Raw genomic sequence first — 15,647 nt, forward strand, 5'->3', positions numbered from 1 at the left:
GGCAGATTGTAAAATTAAACCGAACACCTTGCATAAAAAAGCTGCAGAGACTTTAATTAATCAAAAGCATAGAAATATTTAGCAAAATAGCTGACCTAAAATGATACTAATTGTTTTTTACCTGCTAGAAAGTCAATTTAACATGCAACATGCTTTTGAAGCTATTTTTAGTCTAGTGCATAAAAATTTCTACTATAGCCAAAATTTTGGTTCAATTAGCCTTTCAGTTTATACTTTGTAGGTAGTCAGCAAATGATTTTTGTGCGTCTCTAGCAATCACTTTAATTTTATTTAGCTTCAATTCATTTAACATATCTAAACTAGCCATAGCGTATGGAACACCCAATCCGCTATCTTCCAGCAACTCATCTACTGGGATAACAAAAGAATTTGAAAAACAAAGTTATTTATTTTTGCTAGTTTTGAAAATGCTAGTTGATAAAGGTACTGTTTGGTAATATCTTCAATTCCAGGTTGTCCACTCACCTTGTTATCATTAATTTCAATTTGGTAATATTTGCCATCATATATTTCGAAGCATTTTTCTGAGTGATTAACTCTTAGTGCATCTAATTCGAGAGTTTTAGTTGCATAAACCTCTAGGTCCTCTTGTGACCAAATAGGCTTTTCTACAATATCTTTCAAAGTGCGCGCACCCTCATAATTAATTTTTTCGTCGTCATCTCTTAATTTCAAATGCAATTCATTGATGTTCCTCGACAAATCGTCGTGATATAATGTTTGACAAACTTTTTCCCATACTAAATTGAAAGAAGTAGTACCATAAAATAAAGGTTGAATGTCACTATTCATTTTCTGTAAATATTTTATGTACTGCAAAATATCATTAAGGACAGATTTTTTATATGTAATAAACTGATTATTAAGCTCTTTATTCAACAAGTATTCAATGTAATCTTCATCACCAAAATCAGATATTACTTCAGTTGTTAAAATTGATTCACTTAAATCAAAAATATTTAGTACATCATGTAACTTGCTACAAATATCAGTTATAACAACCGCGTGAATACGTCTTATAATATCCATTTCGTTAATCTTCTGGTTATTTGTATATAAGTTTAAATAATATGGTCTATTTTTTATTATGTAAGCTGTTGATTGATTAATCGTTTGTTCCCAAAGAATATTCCCTTCACCATTTTCTTCTATAATGGACTGATTTGTCCAATACAGACCATAATGAAAGTAACTGGACAAAATTTTAATCATTAACGGCAACATACTACTATAGGCTTGATTATTTGAATCTAAATATATGCTGTTTATAGACTGATATTTGTCAATCACTTGAATAATTTGTTTGATTTTTTCTTTTCATTCAGGAAATCATTATCTATATTCTTAATATATTTTGGGTATACTATTAAGCAATAGTTTCCAATAGTTATTAAACCAACAAACTTAAAAGTAAAATAGCCATCTTGTCTTAAATTAATAGTAATATTTTCAGCTACATTTAGGTCATCTAGTCTTGGTTTTGGGAAAATATGCTTCAGAACATTGGCTATTTGCAGTTTATTGATAATTTCATCAAAATTTTCAATATTTGAATACTTAAATGCATACTTTAGATCGTCATAGGAAATATGTTTTAATTCTTGAAATCTCAAAATGCGCATTTTGACTACTCCCTAAATTGGTTGAACCAGCGTTGTTAATTCAGAATCATTGCTATCAAAATTTTTAAACACTTTAATTCCTTTTGCCTCGAAAGAGTCTAATAATTCAGAAAAGCGCATTTGTTTCAGCTCAAATAATTTACTACGATGTTGTCTAGCGGCATCATCAAAGAGATACATTAATACTTTATTCATGAAAGCCTTAGTAAGAATATTTTCATTTGACGAAAGTACATTTTTTGACAAAAAATACGGTCCTAAAAGCTTATCTTCAGGAACATTAAGCAGAGTTAGCTGTGAGTTAATAAATTGACGTAGATCATTCCAAGATATCAAACCATCATGCCCGTCAATACTAGACTTTGATACTTTAATTTTAGAATATTTATCAAAATCATTTCGATTATACGATTGGTCTACTCCAAAATATTGCTGATTCCATCTGCGTTTAAAAGCTGTATCCATAGGAGTAATTCCTTGATCGGAACTATTCATTGTGGCCCAAATAAATAAATTAGCTGGTAAAACTAAACCACTTTTTTCACTAATTTTTTCTTTCATATTGCTAACATAGCTTTGTAGTTGAGGCTGATTATATACGTAGTTATCAAAATAATATTGAATATCTTGCCCTATATGAATAGGATATTCACTTTCAAAATTAATGTCTCTATCCAAAAGCTGAAATATTTCTCCAAATACAAATGCTACATTTGCCCGATTTAATTCTTCTATTATTAGTAAATAAGCAGAATCTGGATGCAGTAATGCTTTTACTAACTGTTGTGTCAATGGACCGGGTGTATATCTGTAAGTAATATTATTACCATCAGGAAATGGTTTAAATACACCTACAAATTGTCCATAGGTCATGTTTGGATGAAAAGTAACACGCTCAATATTTTCTTTAGCGAATAACTCCTCTTTTTCTTTGTTTAAAAAATAACTTTTCCCAGTTCCCGGTGCACCAAAGTAAATAATTTGTCTATCTTTCAAAGATAGTCTAGTATCAAAACTAGGTACGAAGTCTTCTTCTAAACTTTCTTTATTATCTTTCCAGTTCATAAATTCGGTGAATTTTTTCATTGAAGAAATGGTTTTGTTTAAATCAAATAATTTTGAGTGATTTTGTTTTAAATCAGCATAGTAATTACTTAACACACTAGAAATGTGGGTCATTGATTGACCATCAGTTACTAGTTCTGGTGAATCAAACGGTGAATCCACTATTTCGTGGGTTGATGATTCCATTCTTTTTGGAATCATAGCAATCATACTTACATAGGTTTTAGCAGAACTTTTAGTCATTTTACTCTTAACCATCATATAATCAAGATATTCTTGCGCTAAAGCATTTTCAACAATTTTCTGAATATTTTCTGGAACCAAATGTTCAATATTAAAATTAAGCACAGACTGTTGAAACTCTTTACCGAAACATTTTAAAATGTCATTCTCAGTCATAATCTGGTTATCTAAAAGAGCGCGCAAAATAGCATAAGCTTTTGAATTATCAATTTCAACTAAAGCTTGATTAGGCGGATTTTTAGTTGTTGGACCAATACTGTATGCATTGTATGTCTGGGGATAAGTGATAAAAAATTTGCATCTACTGCTGATTCAAGCCAAATCCCTTGATTCATATCAATATCAAATTTGAAAGACTTAATTTTTGATCCTTTTTTATCAACGTCATATAGTTCGGTACTCACTTTTCCGAAACCAACGATTCCTGGGGTTGGTCGTCTAGTACCAGATGACCAATATCGTTCATCACCACCTGTTAAAATAATAAAGGGAGTACCAATTTTTATTTTATCTTTATGATTAGCTACATTATAAGCTGTTATGATATTGGGTTTTTCTTTTATAATCTCATCTACATACTTTTGTTCACTAAACTTTAATACAAGTGTCATTTTATGATTATCCACTCAATACTTATTAAATTTGTTTCACCTTATATTTCTATGAAATTATCAACAAATGTGTTGCGTGATAATTTGTACATAGTATTTGCTGAAGCATATTCTTATCATACAACAAAACGGTTCTTAAAAAATGTTATTAAGTGAAAATTGTTTTAGTAAGAAAACTAAAACCAACATGCAGTTATAAATCTTTGTGTTAGGTAGATTGATAATTGTTTGTAACTTTATAAAACAAAACAACGCACAAGCCATTTTTCTGTGCGTTGTTTTGTTTAAATTTTTTACATGAGAAGATATAATATAATCAAAATTATTAATTCTAAAAAATGCTTTTGAAAGTCCTATCCGAGTAACGATACGATGACAAATAATGAACCAATTAAATTACCAGCACCAATCGCAATCATTGCTGTTCCGACTCTTGATAACGTCAGCCCAAAAAGAAATACTTGTACAAATATTTAAAGCACTCTCCGATCCAATTAGGCTGACTATTATAAAAATGTTATACGATGCAAATCGTGAAATGAGTTGTGGTGAAATTGGCGAAAACATTAGATATCAGTAATTCCACTGCTTCTTATCATTTTAAAAACTTAAGAGACGTTGGTTTAACAATAATGACCAAGACTGGTAAAAATAAATATGTGAAATTAAACAGTAAAATGTTTAATCAGTTTTTACCTGGTTTTTTAGATACATTACAGTAAAAAGATTATTTATGATGTATGAGTTTTGTAAAAAATAAACATAAATTATTTCTTATTCATTTTCCGTTTTTCATAAGCACGGCGATATCTTTGCATCGTTTTATATTCTTTATCAAACAACTCAATGGGACTCTTACCTTGTAATGCTATTCGCATGGGCATGGTGTTCATCTTATCTGCGACTTCATCTAGTTGTCGTTGCTTCACTGGCTTAAAACTTGTGCCTTTAGGGAACCAATCACGTAGTTTACCGTTACGGTTTTCATTTGATCCACGTTGATGTGGTGATGATGGTGTGCAGTAGTAGAGTTTTATTTTAAGTTCTTTTTGAACAAATTCTAAGAAATCCCAAGAGATAAATTCAGAGCCGTTATCAGCGGTAATCGTTCTTACTGCTTTACCATAACGTTCATAAAACAGTTTAAACGCTTCAATCATGTCTTTCGATTGTTTACTTTTGACTTTGATCAAGGCGTAAAATCTTGTCTTTCGTTCAACGACCGTCATAATAGCGGAGTGGTCTTGATATTGACCGTTGTTTTGTTTCATTGGTAACACTAAATCAATTTCCCAATGACCAAATTGTTTACGCTTAGCCACCACCGGTGAACGATCATAGATGGAATGGCGAACTAACTCACCACTCTTTTGCAAGTTTTCTCGTAGCCGTGCAATCTCTCGCTGTCTTGCCCTTTGGTTTTTGGCTAACTCACGTTGTTTAGGTGAGCCATCTTGACGATGATATTTGTGGGTACGAATATTAATTAGACCTCTTTTTGACCAATCTCTAATGGTTGAAGATGATACTTCCACATCTTGCACGTTGCCAGCAATCTGTTCGGGCGTCCAATGTTCCACATTAATCCAGTGTTCAATGAGTTCTTTTAGTTCTGGTGTTAGTAAAAGTCCTTGTCCCATACGAAAGCGTTTTTTAGTAGCGATATATTGACCACGTTGCGCCGAATACTTGATTCGCGCATGAATGTTCATTCTTAATAAGGTGTGACGATCTAAATTTGAAAAATCCAGTACATTGCCACGCTCTAATTCACGACTAATCACTGATGGATCATAACCTAATTGACGACCAATATCAGTTTGTGAGAGTTGTTCATTATTCCACAAATGTTCGATTAGGTACCGCTGATTCTCATTCAATCGTGGTTGTCGTTTCCTTTTCTTTGATTGTTCTGCTGTCATTTAATTTTTCATTCTCCTTTGCTCAATAATGTACAATTTCAGACTAACAAACATATATAACATCAAGATGATAAACGTTTTAAAAATTAATAGCCTAATATTACCTAGCGTGAGGCTTCATAAAGCTGTTTTTTCGCTTGTTTTAACTTGGCTTCAATCAGATTTATACCATTTTCACTATTAACATCGTGACCATTTAATAAGTTCGTTAAGTCACGGTATTCAAAGGTTAAAGCAATACTGGTTTCAACTAAAGTTTGTACTTGCTTATCCAGTTCTTTACCGAAAAGCAGGACATCACCAAAGGTTTGTGACTGCACTGATTGAATGTAACGATGTAACTTCATTGACATCTGAAGTGTGTTTTGGAAGTTTGGTGCCCCAGGTTTAAACTCAAAATTCTGGCGATCAGATGCTAAAACGGTCAATAATGATTGATACGTGTTTCTGAATCCTTGAAGTTGATCAACGTAGTTTTCTAGTTGGTCTGGTTGTAACCATATTTTTTGTGACATTATTTTCTCCTTTTTAAATTTCTTGATAACGCTTTTTGGGTTTTTCAAAATTAATAGTTAATTTTTGATTAGCTTGTGTAATTGCATTAATCATCGTGGCTTTGACCAATTTTTGTTGTTCAGAGGATAATTCAGCACTATTCATAGCTTCAATCACTTCTGCCCAATGACCAGTTTTCTTTAAGACTGCTAAACTAGGCACCACTGACTCTAGAACCCACTTCTCAATCCGTTCAATGCTCTGTTCTTTGGGTTGACGAACAAATTTCATTTTATGACCTAAAGCGGTTAGTAATGACCAAGCTGGCATTGGTTCAACGGAAGATTCAATCGTATCACGCACTTTATCAGCTTTTAGTAACTTTTCCTCAATTGGTTTATCAGTAAACCAAAGATACGTATACAAAATATCAAAGGTAATTTCGGTTAATGTTTTATTGTTATGTTGATCAAACCACTCATCAATGACATATTCTGCTTTATCTTGATGTAATTCTAATTCCACACGGTTTTGTACGTCTGTGTCAAAGCCTTTGCTGGCTTGTTCTTTGCGCTTATCGTAAGCACGAATAACAAACGGTGATTTCCCGAAGTTTACTGTCCAACCATCATCAACGTTGCCATGAACTGCGTAGGATTTTGATTTACTCCAAAAACGTTTTTCTTGCACGGCTTTTACAAGGTCATTCATATCTAGAAGTCCCCATTTATCGTTAATGGCAATATCTAACCGAGTTAAATGTCCTCGATACTGTCTCGCTTTTTGAAAAAATCATGCCAAGTGATATTTTGTTCTAGCAAAGCTTTTTCAAATAACCGTGTGCCTTTACCAGTTAAATACAACGTCGTCCCATACTTTTGTTCAATGGCCTGTGTTTCAGGGTTTTTAATCGGTGCAAAGTCTTGTATATAAATGTTCTTTTCACCAGCAAAGGCCATTTCACGGGTATAGAAATTTTGTGATGTTGGACGTTCCAAAAATAAATCAGGTTGAACATTGAGGACATCTCTAATCACTTGCTTTGAAGTTAGATCCGGGAATGTCAAAGAAATCCAATCAAATTGCACTTCAATGCTTTCAGCTAAATCTTTATAAACTGCTAACAGTCGATTAATAAACCTATCGGATATTTTATGTTCACCAGTTTCAAAACGGTTAACAGTTTGACGTGTTATTTTTAATTTTTGTGCTAAACTCTCCTGACTTTCATTCAATATTTGACGGATGTATTTTAAATTATTTGCATCAAATTTTGGGATATTAATTTCTTGTGCCATATTACTTTGTCCTTTCAGTAGTTGGTACAGACCAACATTTTTAATATCAACTAATTTTTCTAATTCGGTTAATGTAGTATTTGTTAGTTGTTTATCAGACTTACGTATTTTTGCTTTAAAGCCTGTTAACTCATTACCGGTTATTTCCCTAATGGCAATTTCGCTACCGATATGAGGTAATTGTCTTAACACAATAGCCGAGACGGTCACGTTATAAGTCTCAATAATTTCATCGTTTAATTCCATACCGACCATGATAAGTATTTCCAACGATAACCGTATGCCATGTTGGGTTGTTCCTAGAAAAATAGGTGTGTAAGCTTTTGGCTCGTGGTTAATCGTGATCATGTCGGCTTTCCTTTCTTAAAATGTTACATTTCGGGGTTTTGATGTAACATTTTTGCTTTTCAATTTAAATCGCCTCACACCGGCATTTGTTCCCCATATTGGGTTGACGCTTTCAGCGTTTTTACCGGTTTAACCCCCCTGTTAGTAACTGGGGGTTAAAGTTTTTTTGTGGTTGCTTGAGCAGAGTGCGTGCCAGTCGCTGACACTCATGGTCATTCGTGTTTAACCACGACCACGCACCCTGCCCTCTTACGCTCCGCTAAGGGCAGGGCGTGGCACTGGCTCTCCCGGTCGGTCGAACCACTCTACTCCAGCAAGCACTATGTACAAAAAACAAGTTGACTATCTAGGAATTAGACCATCAACTTGTTTACGTTACCTATTTACTTGATTCGTGAGAGTTGATCCAACAATGAATTCAACTCTTTATCACGATTGATCGCATGCGTCCGAATTGACTTATAGTTACCCAATAAGAACCCAATGTTTTTCCGAATTTCCGTAATATATGGTGGCAACATCGGACTAATTTCTTCCAAATTACCATCAGCAAGTATTTTTTCAATTCATCACTAAGCTGTGAGAGATGTTCCAAATCTCCTAATTTCTCAATTGTTTTTAAATCAGCAATCGATTGTTCTGATAGTGATTGTACTTTTTTAACGTCAAAAGCCATAATTTCCTCTTTTCTTTTTGAAGATTTGCAACATATAAAATTGAACTTAAAATTATGTTGGACTACGTGCTAAATATTTCATGAATAATGTCTTCCTTTTCCGTACTTAATTGCTATATCAAATCAAATATGGTGTAATAAAATAAACTTATGAGGTATTATTAATGACTAAAAAACAGACCAACAAAGATAATAATCCAGTTGAATCAACACTTCACCCAGAACAACGTTTTGCATTTATTAGTGTCAAGAGTACGATTATTTTAATTACTGTGGTCATCATTTTACTTGTCTTGCTTGCAATTACTGGTAATCCTAACTAGACCAATATAAGTTTACATAACCATTGCTATACAAAGTAACGTAGAGACAGGCTTTCAAGAGCCTGTTTTTTGTTTGTGAAATAGCAAAATTCACAAGCCACTCAAAACGTTATCTTTTAGTTTCACAAAGTCGTTAAAGTAGTAATTTTCACAAACTACTACTTTTTAGACCAATTTTATTAGCTCACGATTTCAATTAACTTTTGCGTTACTTTTTTTCTTGTGAGTTCATACCTGTCCTCGTTTTCTAATCTGCTCACTTAACCATTGATGCAAGTTAAATTCTTTGGGCACTTCTGGCGCAAAGAAAGCACGTACTTGACTATCACCTACTTTGATAAAGCCCCACCCCTTTAGTTGTGAAGATAATGGGCGAAGTTGTTTGTCATTGTCTGGAAAGACCATTTTTTCAATTTCTGGTGTTGGTACGCCCATGTTAATTCGTAAATTTAATTGTCCACGAATGGCCATTGGTAGACTATCGGCACTAGGTCGTTGCATGCCAATAATAAGATAAAATCCCAATTCACGACCGAGCATAGCAATTTCATTGAGATTAGACATAGCTATTTGATAGGCTTCATAGGCGGGATCACTAAATGTTAGCCGGTCATTCATTTCTCGATAAGCACCAAATTCGTCAAACACTAAAAAGCATGGCTCAAAATGATAGTCCTTATAAGTCCCAATTTTTCCGGTCGCTTTAATCTTTTCCATCTTTTCTGCACGTGCCATCATATTTTGATAATACTTAATCACCGCTTGATTGATTTCAGTTGGTGTACTGTGTACTCTGCTTTTTAAGGCATCAATATATTTCAAGCTAGCTAGGTCAGAACGCTTGGGGTCAATAATATCAACGTACTTTGTTAATTGCAGTAATTGCCCTAAGATAGCAAAAATTGTATATGATTTACCAGTACCCACATTTCCAGAAATCAACGCATTGTAAAATGTGTCATATTTCCAATCAATCCCTTTAGCAAGTTGTAAGCGACCTTTTTGTGGCTGTAATGCCAATAACTGCCGTCTAAACTTAATCGGTTCAAACGCAAATGTACTAATCATTTTATTTTTCATAAATTCAGTTGTTTGTCGGTCAGCTAATAAAGCTGTTTCAACACTTTGATCAAAGTCTCCACCTGCAAATTGAGCCATATACTTTTCACCATCAATCGGCTCTTCAATCAATAGTTGACCAGTGGTATGCTTTACTTTAATTTTTAGTTTTGGATAGTAGGTTAAATAAGTATTATTGTCAGTCGTTTCTATATCAAAAAATCCTTTAGAAACAACTAGTAGACTAATCATCTGCCGAAGTTCAATCCGCTTTAAGTAGCGAGAAAAAATATCAGTATGTTTTGGTGCATAATGTTTATAAAACCAATATAAACTCCAACCGAAAACTACGGTCACAAGAATACTTAATCCAATTGGTAACATATCCCACCAATTAAATTGCCCATGCATCATTGCTTGAAAAATATTCCAGTACCAAAATCCAAAACAAACCGATACTAACAAAAAACAAAAAGCAAAAACCTTTTAAACAAAGTCTTTGCTAGATATTGATCACTATATTTAATTTTTCTAAACATAAATTGTTTTGCCTCGTAATTTGTCCTTGGCATAACGAAAGTCATCATTGATAGTCAAATACCAACCAAAGATATCTAAACTATCAGTTCGTCCTTCTTGCAGTAATCCCTGAGCATTTTCATAAAAACACTGTAAGCTAATATCTAAGTCACGTAAACACGTCATTTGATGTAACGTTTTATTTTCCATCAGCAAAGCATGAAAGTCATCAGAGCATTTTTGGATATTTCGCACAATATCTTTGTTTAAATCCATGCCCTCCTCATATTTTGGGTAATACTGTAATAAGTTTTGTATTGTAAATTTTTGTGTCATTATTAATCTCCTTGTCTGTTGAACAATTAGTTTTTTTAATAAGAACATAAAACGGAACTATCCTTGGTGTTATAATAACAACCAGAAAGTAAAAACACTGTGCGGTTGGTAGTCCGGACATAAATGTAATAGTTTTCAGTAAACCTCCTCCTTGGTTGTCCATCTTTCTATCGGTAATTTAAGGAGAAAAGATATGCACCAAAATAATAACTCTTTGTCGTTGACCATTATTTTTGATCAACCTTTTTATGTTGGAATTTTTTGAACGCAAAACTGGTGATGTTTATGAGGTTTCAAAAATAAATTTGGGTACTTCAGAACCTCGTGACAGTTTGATTTATGAACTATTAATTGAAAACTGGCATCATGTTCGCTTCAACACAGTGAATATAGCGAATAATGAGCAAATTCAAAAAAAGGTCAACCCGAAAAGAATGCAACGCCTAGCCAAAAAGGCTTTGAAATCAGGTCTTAGTACTAAAGCACAAGAAGCTGTTAAACTAGCACAAACTGCCAAAAAACTTGAAAAAGGAAACATAAATCATTAAGAAATCAAGAGATAAAAGAGCAACGTTACTTACTATCGCAAAAAAGAAATCAGAAAAACATAGAGGTCATTGATGAAAGATTACGAGCCATACTTGGCTTCTAATTCCGCACCAGCATTTTTATCAACGGTCTTAAAGGCTTTAGTCCATTCTTCAAATAACGAATGAATCACCACCTTACCCACACGTCCATAAATATCACGAAACAGGCATTGCCCCTTTTTCAAATCTTTGAGCATTTCTAGATTGGCTTTGGTAACTGGTAAACCAAAATGATTGAGAATGTTTTCTCGCTCTCTTTCATCGGCACTATCAAAGGCAAATATCTGGCCATACTGCCCATTACTCTTTTCATCATTGACATCACCAACTCTTTGCGTGGAATAAATCAACATATTATTTTCCGAACGCCCCAATCGTTTAATGCCATCTAGCACTTTCCGTCCGGCTGGTGAAGCATTAAATATCCACGCTTCATCAATAATTTCGGCACTAAAATGCGTTGTATCTTCCCGGCCAAATTTTTCCAAATACTTACCTAACGCCAACATAATCGAGACCGAATATTTTTGTGTTTCCGTATAACTGCTTGACTTCTGGTCGGCATGTGGTAAATCTAAACCAGTAACTTCTAAAATTGTCCGTTGCTTATTGAACTCAATGCTATCGGTATGACCATCACTAAAGGCTAGTTTTAACATACTGTCGGGAATGACACTCTCATAGTAATTGGCCAATTGTTTAGATTTTTCAGAACCGTGTTTCAAAATATCAATAATCGCCATGGTGCCGACTTGTTCACCTGCCAACCGTTGATTACAAACTTGCTTAATGGCATTAGTTAGCGCTGTATCTAACTCCATATCTTGTGAGATAGCACGTACCTGGACTAACATCTCTTTAACCAAAGTCAAGACACTCGGAATTTCATCAATCGTACTTTGACTATTGAGTGTTAACATCGGATCTAACACGCCCACGTTTGAGTTATCATTAGCATTGAGTGTTACATAATGAAAAGCATTCATCAGCTCGGTAAAGAACGGATTATCGTTATTTTCAAGTGATGCCTTAAACCAACGCCTAACTTCTTGTTTTGGATCCACGTAAAGTAACTTTACATCAAACATGGCTAAGTAAAGCAACAAAATTTTAACCAAGAACGATTTTCCTTGTCCCGTATCACCAGTAATGGCAATGTGAGGACTATCGGTTTTAGCTCCAATAATTCCTTTATTAGCAATCACTGGGTTGATTAGCAGTAGCGTTCTTGAAGAGGCAACTGCACTATCAATACTAAAATAACGGTTAGTGTCTAATACTCGGCCAATATAAAAACCAGTCCTTGAACCTAATTCATGACTGGTGCCAAACATGAGTTGTGCTAAAGCAGGCGCAGTCGTGAATTGTCGCCAACGTTTAAACACGCCTAAATTCGTTGCGGGTAGATTTTGATATAACAACATTTCTTGATTAAAACTTGGTTGAAACACCTCAATAGCACGATTAAAAGTCGAAAGTCTCGTTTTGACCATACGAATTTTTTGCTTTAATTGTTTTAAATCATCATCACGAATGACTAATACTAATAACCACTGCATAAAGGCATCTTTACGATCCATTACATCAGCTAATTCTTGTGCCAAAGCATAATTAGTTTTAGACCGTTGCGAACTGTCATCATCACTAATTAAGGCATCACGCAGTTCATCTTTGTACTTTCCTTTTGAACTCCTAGTTTCTTGTTTCATACCTTTAAAGCCATCACGTTGGGGGAAGTTGACTTTGATATGAACTTCAACAGGAAACTTAAAGGATTGTATTTCCGGAATCAGAGCTAGATTATCCAAACGGTCTGGTAAATTGAGTACCAAATGACTCATATAATCGGTTGTTTCTTTGGTTTCTCGTTTTATAATGCCCATTTTGGCTAAATCAAAAGTCGTGTCCCACATGTTGGCAAAGTCTTTTGTGTTTTGATGATGGTAACTTGTGCCTAGTAAATTGATTAGTTTGGTTTCATTCATTTTAGTGGCATCTAATGGTCTTAAAATACCGAGTACATCATCATTCATGGTCGTAAATCGTTCAAAGAATTGCGTATCAAACTTTACTTGGTAGCGCATGGTTTCAGCTAGTCGTCTTAAAATAAGATCCGTGGCAAATTGAAACTTATCTTTTAAATCATCTCCCACATTAGTATTTTTGAGTTTCACGCCAATATAAAATTCATCACGAATAGCTGGTTGAAACTCACTTTCTAAAATATTGACTTCTTCTTGTCCCATGTAATATTGCGCAACTTCGGCAATATCTTTAGCCCAATCAGGACTAGTGCCTTGAATACGTCCGGCTAAATCCATGTCAGCGGGAATGAGTTTTAAATCAACATCATCATATTTTTGCAAGCGTTCAAAGACATCTATAAAACTCTCCTTAAAGCTTTGTTTGTCTTGGGCGTTGGCAACATTGATTTGAAATGGCTTCAATTGATAATAAGCCCACACATCACCGACCGTAGTTAATAGCAAGTTATCTTGATACTGCACAACTGGATTTTCATATTTGATGTTTACTTTTTTACCCATAAATTAATGACCTCTCGTTTGAATGAATTGTTTAATTTGTTGGCTGTTAGTAGAAACTAACCGTTGATTGATATTGGTTGTCTTCATAAAAGTTGGTGTGGCTTGAATAGCAAAGTCAGCAAGATAATGCTTGTTATTGGTATTTTGTACATTAATCGTTTGGATCTGCTTCGATTCATTGTTAAAGTTCAAAACATTATGCCAAAATATTTTAGGATAGACCTTTTGACAATGTGGACAATTGGCATTGTAGAAAAGTATTGCTTCTGCTTTTGTGTTAACATTAGCCACTTTATTGTTTTGAAAATACATCGACCCATACGGAACCAACAAAAAACCAGCCACTAGAAATGCAATGACTGGTAATACTTTGATGATGACTATTTTTGTCAGCGATCTTGATGGTTTATTTTTATCAAGATCTCTAAGACGCTTTTTCATAGATTTTCTCCTTTACTTTGTTTGATTGATATAATACAAGTAACTATATTTGTTTAGAAAGATGATGAACTATGTTTGAGCCACAAATTAAAGCCAGAATAAAACACTTTCAGCAGTTTGGAAACAGTTTACCGCATGCGAAAGTATATTATAGAAACGATTGGGATGTGTACTATTTTGACTTACAAGGTAAAATGTTTGGGCTTATGTCATCAACTATTTCGGAAAATTCAATTATTACCTTAAAAGGTGAACCAGAATCAAATATTTCATTACGTGAAATGTACTCTGATGTAACGTTTGGCTACCATGTGAATAAACGTCATTGGAATTCAATTAAACTCATAACTTCTGAAATTTCTGATCAGGAAATTGATAAAATGATTGAAAATTCTTATCAACTAGTTTTCAATAAACTACCACTATCTGTTCGAAAATCATTTACTGAATCTGATTAATTTTAATGGACGTTAGTTTCTGTGTTTGAGTATCAAACCAGCCATGTAATAGAATTGTTTGGTTAATTGCTTTCTGACCAGTACCACTCGTTTTGACAACAACGGTTGCTAGGGCTTCAATTGTTTGATTATCTAAATCACTAGTATAACTAGTCGCTGTTTGATATTGACTAGTTAGACCCAAATTATCAATACGTGAGCCACCAGTGGCATCTAGTCCGCTATCAAATAAGTTGTTTTGCTGGTCTTTAGATAGTGCTAAAATGCTGGACACTTTACTAAAACGTTTGTCATAATCTGATTGATTACTAAAAGTATAATAGGTTTTTGCAAAGACTAGTAAGGCATTTTTCGCTTGCTCATCGTTGCCATTATAAGTGGTCTGTAAACATTTAATTTGTGTCGTGACCTGTTTTTGTTGTTTATTCACTTGCGACACTTCCTTTCTAATTTGCTGTATTTCTGCTCTTTTGCCATTTGTAATTGACATCATGATACCAAGACCAACCAAAAGCAAACCCATAACGCTAAACAGAACTTTATTTTTCATTATCGAATGCCCCTTTCAAGTTTAGTCGTGACATATCAGTGACTAATTTATCATCAGTATTATAAGTGATTGTGTATGCCACATTTTGTGCATCACTCTTAGCAATAACTAAATATTCTAAATCAGACCCCCAAGCATTTTTAATAGCGATTACTGGCACTTCATAATGTGCCTTATCACTAAAATTCACACTAGGCGCAAAGGTCTGGGTTAGTTCATTAATTACTTTTTGTGATGCCATGCCTTTCAAAGTATCGGAATAACTTGAAGTCGGTTGATTGCTAAAGGTTTTTACAAACGAAGTAACTTTTTTGTACTGCCGGATACATTGTCTTGTTGTGCTTGTGGGCTAGAGATAATGGTTTTCGATTGCTTTTGATTAGTTTTTACTTGTTTTAAAGTTGCTTTAGCTTGCAGTAATTGTTTATTCAGATTCGGTATTTGATTCAACTGCGTGATTAAAATACCAACTAGCACTAGACTAGCAAAAATGATTAAACGACTATTTTTCATGCTTACCCCTT

General features: G+C 34.0%; 15 protein-coding genes and 4 pseudogenes. 4 read left to right on the forward strand and 15 right to left on the reverse strand.

Translation table 11 applies throughout. The features are described 5' to 3' along the window. Positions 1-369 precede the first annotated feature (369 nt). The 4 genes from LEUFL_RS0101500 to LEUFL_RS0101515 are packed head-to-tail and all read right to left on the reverse strand — an operon-like array spanning position 370 to position 3,562. Positions 370-1,311 (reverse strand): LlaJI family restriction endonuclease, encoded by a 942-nt coding sequence (locus tag LEUFL_RS0101500; RefSeq protein WP_029508588.1) that lies wholly within the window; start codon positions 1,309-1,311, stop codon positions 370-372. Continuing rightward, positions 1,308-1,643 carry a hypothetical protein gene (locus LEUFL_RS0101505; RefSeq protein ID WP_010007002.1) on the reverse strand — a complete coding sequence of 112 codons (336 nt, stop codon included), beginning with the start codon at positions 1,641-1,643 and terminating at the stop codon, positions 1,308-1,310. The genes LEUFL_RS0101500 and LEUFL_RS0101505 overlap by 4 nt, the downstream gene beginning before the upstream one ends. A gap of 12 nt (positions 1,644-1,655) precedes the next feature. Continuing rightward, positions 1,656-3,107, reverse strand: coding sequence for an AAA family ATPase (locus LEUFL_RS09075; protein ID WP_010007004.1), 1,452 nt, complete (start codon positions 3,105-3,107; stop codon positions 1,656-1,658). Between the two features lie 59 nt (positions 3,108-3,166). Continuing rightward, positions 3,167-3,562, reverse strand: coding sequence for a hypothetical protein (locus tag LEUFL_RS0101515; protein WP_010007005.1), 396 nt, complete (start codon positions 3,560-3,562; stop codon positions 3,167-3,169). A gap of 382 nt (positions 3,563-3,944) precedes the next feature. Between LEUFL_RS0101515 and LEUFL_RS10910 the strand changes: the two are divergent. Beyond that, positions 3,945-4,284: pseudogene (locus tag LEUFL_RS10910) on the forward strand (ArsR/SmtB family transcription factor). Between the two features lie 45 nt (positions 4,285-4,329). Here LEUFL_RS10910 and LEUFL_RS0101525 read toward each other — a convergent pair. The 4 genes and pseudogenes from LEUFL_RS0101525 to LEUFL_RS13385 all read right to left on the reverse strand — a co-directional run bounded on the left by LEUFL_RS0101525 (position 4,330) and on the right by LEUFL_RS13385 (position 8,301). Beyond that, the gene (locus LEUFL_RS0101525; RefSeq protein WP_010007007.1) at positions 4,330-5,484 is read right to left on the reverse strand and encodes an IS30 family transposase; all 1,155 of its coding nucleotides are present in this window, start codon (positions 5,482-5,484) and stop codon (positions 4,330-4,332) included. Between the two features lie 104 nt (positions 5,485-5,588). Next, a complete protein-coding gene (locus tag LEUFL_RS0101530) occupies positions 5,589-5,999 on the reverse strand; it encodes a hypothetical protein (RefSeq protein ID WP_010007009.1) in 411 nt (136 codons plus the stop codon). Positions 6,000-6,012: 13 nt separating this feature from the next. Then, positions 6,013-7,625, reverse strand: a pseudogene (locus tag LEUFL_RS10915) (replication initiation factor domain-containing protein). A 383-nt stretch (positions 7,626-8,008) separates the two neighbouring features. Continuing rightward, positions 8,009-8,301, reverse strand: a pseudogene (locus LEUFL_RS13385) (hypothetical protein). A 164-nt stretch (positions 8,302-8,465) separates the two neighbouring features. Here LEUFL_RS13385 and LEUFL_RS12915 point away from each other — a divergent pair. Further along, on the forward strand, positions 8,466-8,624 hold the full coding sequence (locus tag LEUFL_RS12915; protein ID WP_010007011.1) for a hypothetical protein: 159 nt from the start codon (positions 8,466-8,468) through the stop codon (positions 8,622-8,624). A 228-nt stretch (positions 8,625-8,852) separates the two neighbouring features. Here the strand turns inward: LEUFL_RS12915 and LEUFL_RS10925 are convergent. Both LEUFL_RS10925 and LEUFL_RS0101555 read right to left on the reverse strand, forming a co-directional pair. Next, positions 8,853-10,222: pseudogene (locus tag LEUFL_RS10925) on the reverse strand (cell division protein FtsK). Next, positions 10,215-10,538, reverse strand: coding sequence for a hypothetical protein (locus LEUFL_RS0101555; RefSeq protein WP_010007014.1), 324 nt, complete (start codon positions 10,536-10,538; stop codon positions 10,215-10,217). The pseudogene LEUFL_RS10925 and the gene LEUFL_RS0101555 overlap by 8 nt, the downstream one beginning before the upstream one ends. Before the next feature lie 248 nt (positions 10,539-10,786). Between LEUFL_RS0101555 and LEUFL_RS10930 the strand changes: the two genes are divergently transcribed. Further along, positions 10,787-11,086 carry a YjdF family protein gene (locus LEUFL_RS10930; protein ID WP_010007015.1) on the forward strand — a complete coding sequence of 100 codons (300 nt, stop codon included), beginning with the start codon at positions 10,787-10,789 and terminating at the stop codon, positions 11,084-11,086. 80 nt (positions 11,087-11,166) lie between these two features. On the opposite strand, the gene LEUFL_RS0101565 is transcribed toward LEUFL_RS10930, so the two are convergent. After that, positions 11,167-13,674: an ATP-binding protein gene (locus LEUFL_RS0101565; RefSeq protein ID WP_010007016.1), complete on the reverse strand. Its 2,508-nt coding sequence runs from the start codon at positions 13,672-13,674 to the stop codon at positions 11,167-11,169. A gap of 3 nt (positions 13,675-13,677) precedes the next feature. Next, positions 13,678-14,115 (reverse strand): thioredoxin domain-containing protein, encoded by a 438-nt coding sequence (locus LEUFL_RS0101570; RefSeq protein WP_002814506.1) that lies wholly within the window; start codon positions 14,113-14,115, stop codon positions 13,678-13,680. A gap of 71 nt (positions 14,116-14,186) precedes the next feature. Here LEUFL_RS0101570 and LEUFL_RS0101575 point away from each other — a divergent pair, with 71 nt between their 5' ends. Beyond that, positions 14,187-14,573 carry an MmcQ/YjbR family DNA-binding protein gene (locus LEUFL_RS0101575; protein WP_010007018.1) on the forward strand — a complete coding sequence of 129 codons (387 nt, stop codon included), beginning with the start codon at positions 14,187-14,189 and terminating at the stop codon, positions 14,571-14,573. Here LEUFL_RS0101575 and LEUFL_RS0101580 read toward each other — a convergent pair. From LEUFL_RS0101580 to LEUFL_RS13000, 3 genes are read right to left on the reverse strand one after another with little or no spacing between them, the layout of a single operon-like run. Then, entirely contained in the window at positions 14,557-15,123 is a 567-nt protein-coding gene (locus LEUFL_RS0101580) for a hypothetical protein (RefSeq protein WP_010007019.1), read from the reverse strand. The two genes, LEUFL_RS0101575 and LEUFL_RS0101580, sit on opposite strands and share 17 nt — an antisense overlap. Further along, positions 15,113-15,364: a hypothetical protein gene (locus LEUFL_RS12995; RefSeq protein ID WP_237697866.1), complete on the reverse strand. Its 252-nt coding sequence runs from the start codon at positions 15,362-15,364 to the stop codon at positions 15,113-15,115. The genes LEUFL_RS0101580 and LEUFL_RS12995 overlap by 11 nt, the downstream gene beginning before the upstream one ends. A 50-nt stretch (positions 15,365-15,414) precedes the next feature. Next, positions 15,415-15,636: a hypothetical protein gene (locus tag LEUFL_RS13000; RefSeq protein ID WP_237697867.1), complete on the reverse strand. Its 222-nt coding sequence runs from the start codon at positions 15,634-15,636 to the stop codon at positions 15,415-15,417. Positions 15,637-15,647: the final 11 nt, after the last annotated feature.

Source organism: Leuconostoc fallax KCTC 3537 (assembly GCF_000165675.1).
Taxonomy (GTDB): Bacteria; Bacillota; Bacilli; order Lactobacillales; family Lactobacillaceae; genus Leuconostoc_B; species Leuconostoc_B fallax.

Excerpts from the sequence above, each read along its gene's own strand:
- LEUFL_RS0101505 (WP_010007002.1), bottom strand. The coding sequence starts at position 1,643 with ATGCGCATTTTGAGATTTCAAGAATTAAAACATATTTCCTATGACGAT.
- LEUFL_RS09075 (WP_010007004.1), bottom strand. The coding sequence starts at position 3,107 with ATGACTGAGAATGACATTTTAAAATGTTTCGGTAAAGAGTTTCAACAG.
- LEUFL_RS0101515 (WP_010007005.1), bottom strand. The coding sequence starts at position 3,562 with ATGACACTTGTATTAAAGTTTAGTGAACAAAAGTATGTAGATGAGATT.
- LEUFL_RS0101525 (WP_010007007.1), bottom strand. The coding sequence starts at position 5,484 with ATGACAGCAGAACAATCAAAGAAAAGGAAACGACAACCACGATTGAAT.
- LEUFL_RS0101530 (WP_010007009.1), bottom strand. The coding sequence starts at position 5,999 with ATGTCACAAAAAATATGGTTACAACCAGACCAACTAGAAAACTACGTT.
- LEUFL_RS12915 (WP_010007011.1), top strand. The coding sequence starts at position 8,466 with ATGACTAAAAAACAGACCAACAAAGATAATAATCCAGTTGAATCAACA.
- LEUFL_RS0101555 (WP_010007014.1), bottom strand. The coding sequence starts at position 10,538 with ATGACACAAAAATTTACAATACAAAACTTATTACAGTATTACCCAAAA.
- LEUFL_RS10930 (WP_010007015.1), top strand. The coding sequence starts at position 10,787 with ATGTTGGAATTTTTTGAACGCAAAACTGGTGATGTTTATGAGGTTTCA.
- LEUFL_RS0101565 (WP_010007016.1), bottom strand. The coding sequence starts at position 13,674 with ATGGGTAAAAAAGTAAACATCAAATATGAAAATCCAGTTGTGCAGTAT.
- LEUFL_RS0101570 (WP_002814506.1), bottom strand. The coding sequence starts at position 14,115 with ATGAAAAAGCGTCTTAGAGATCTTGATAAAAATAAACCATCAAGATCG.
- LEUFL_RS0101575 (WP_010007018.1), top strand. The coding sequence starts at position 14,187 with ATGTTTGAGCCACAAATTAAAGCCAGAATAAAACACTTTCAGCAGTTT.
- LEUFL_RS0101580 (WP_010007019.1), bottom strand. The coding sequence starts at position 15,123 with ATGAAAAATAAAGTTCTGTTTAGCGTTATGGGTTTGCTTTTGGTTGGT.
- LEUFL_RS12995 (WP_237697866.1), bottom strand. The coding sequence starts at position 15,364 with ATGGCATCACAAAAAGTAATTAATGAACTAACCCAGACCTTTGCGCCT.
- LEUFL_RS13000 (WP_237697867.1), bottom strand. The coding sequence starts at position 15,636 with ATGAAAAATAGTCGTTTAATCATTTTTGCTAGTCTAGTGCTAGTTGGT.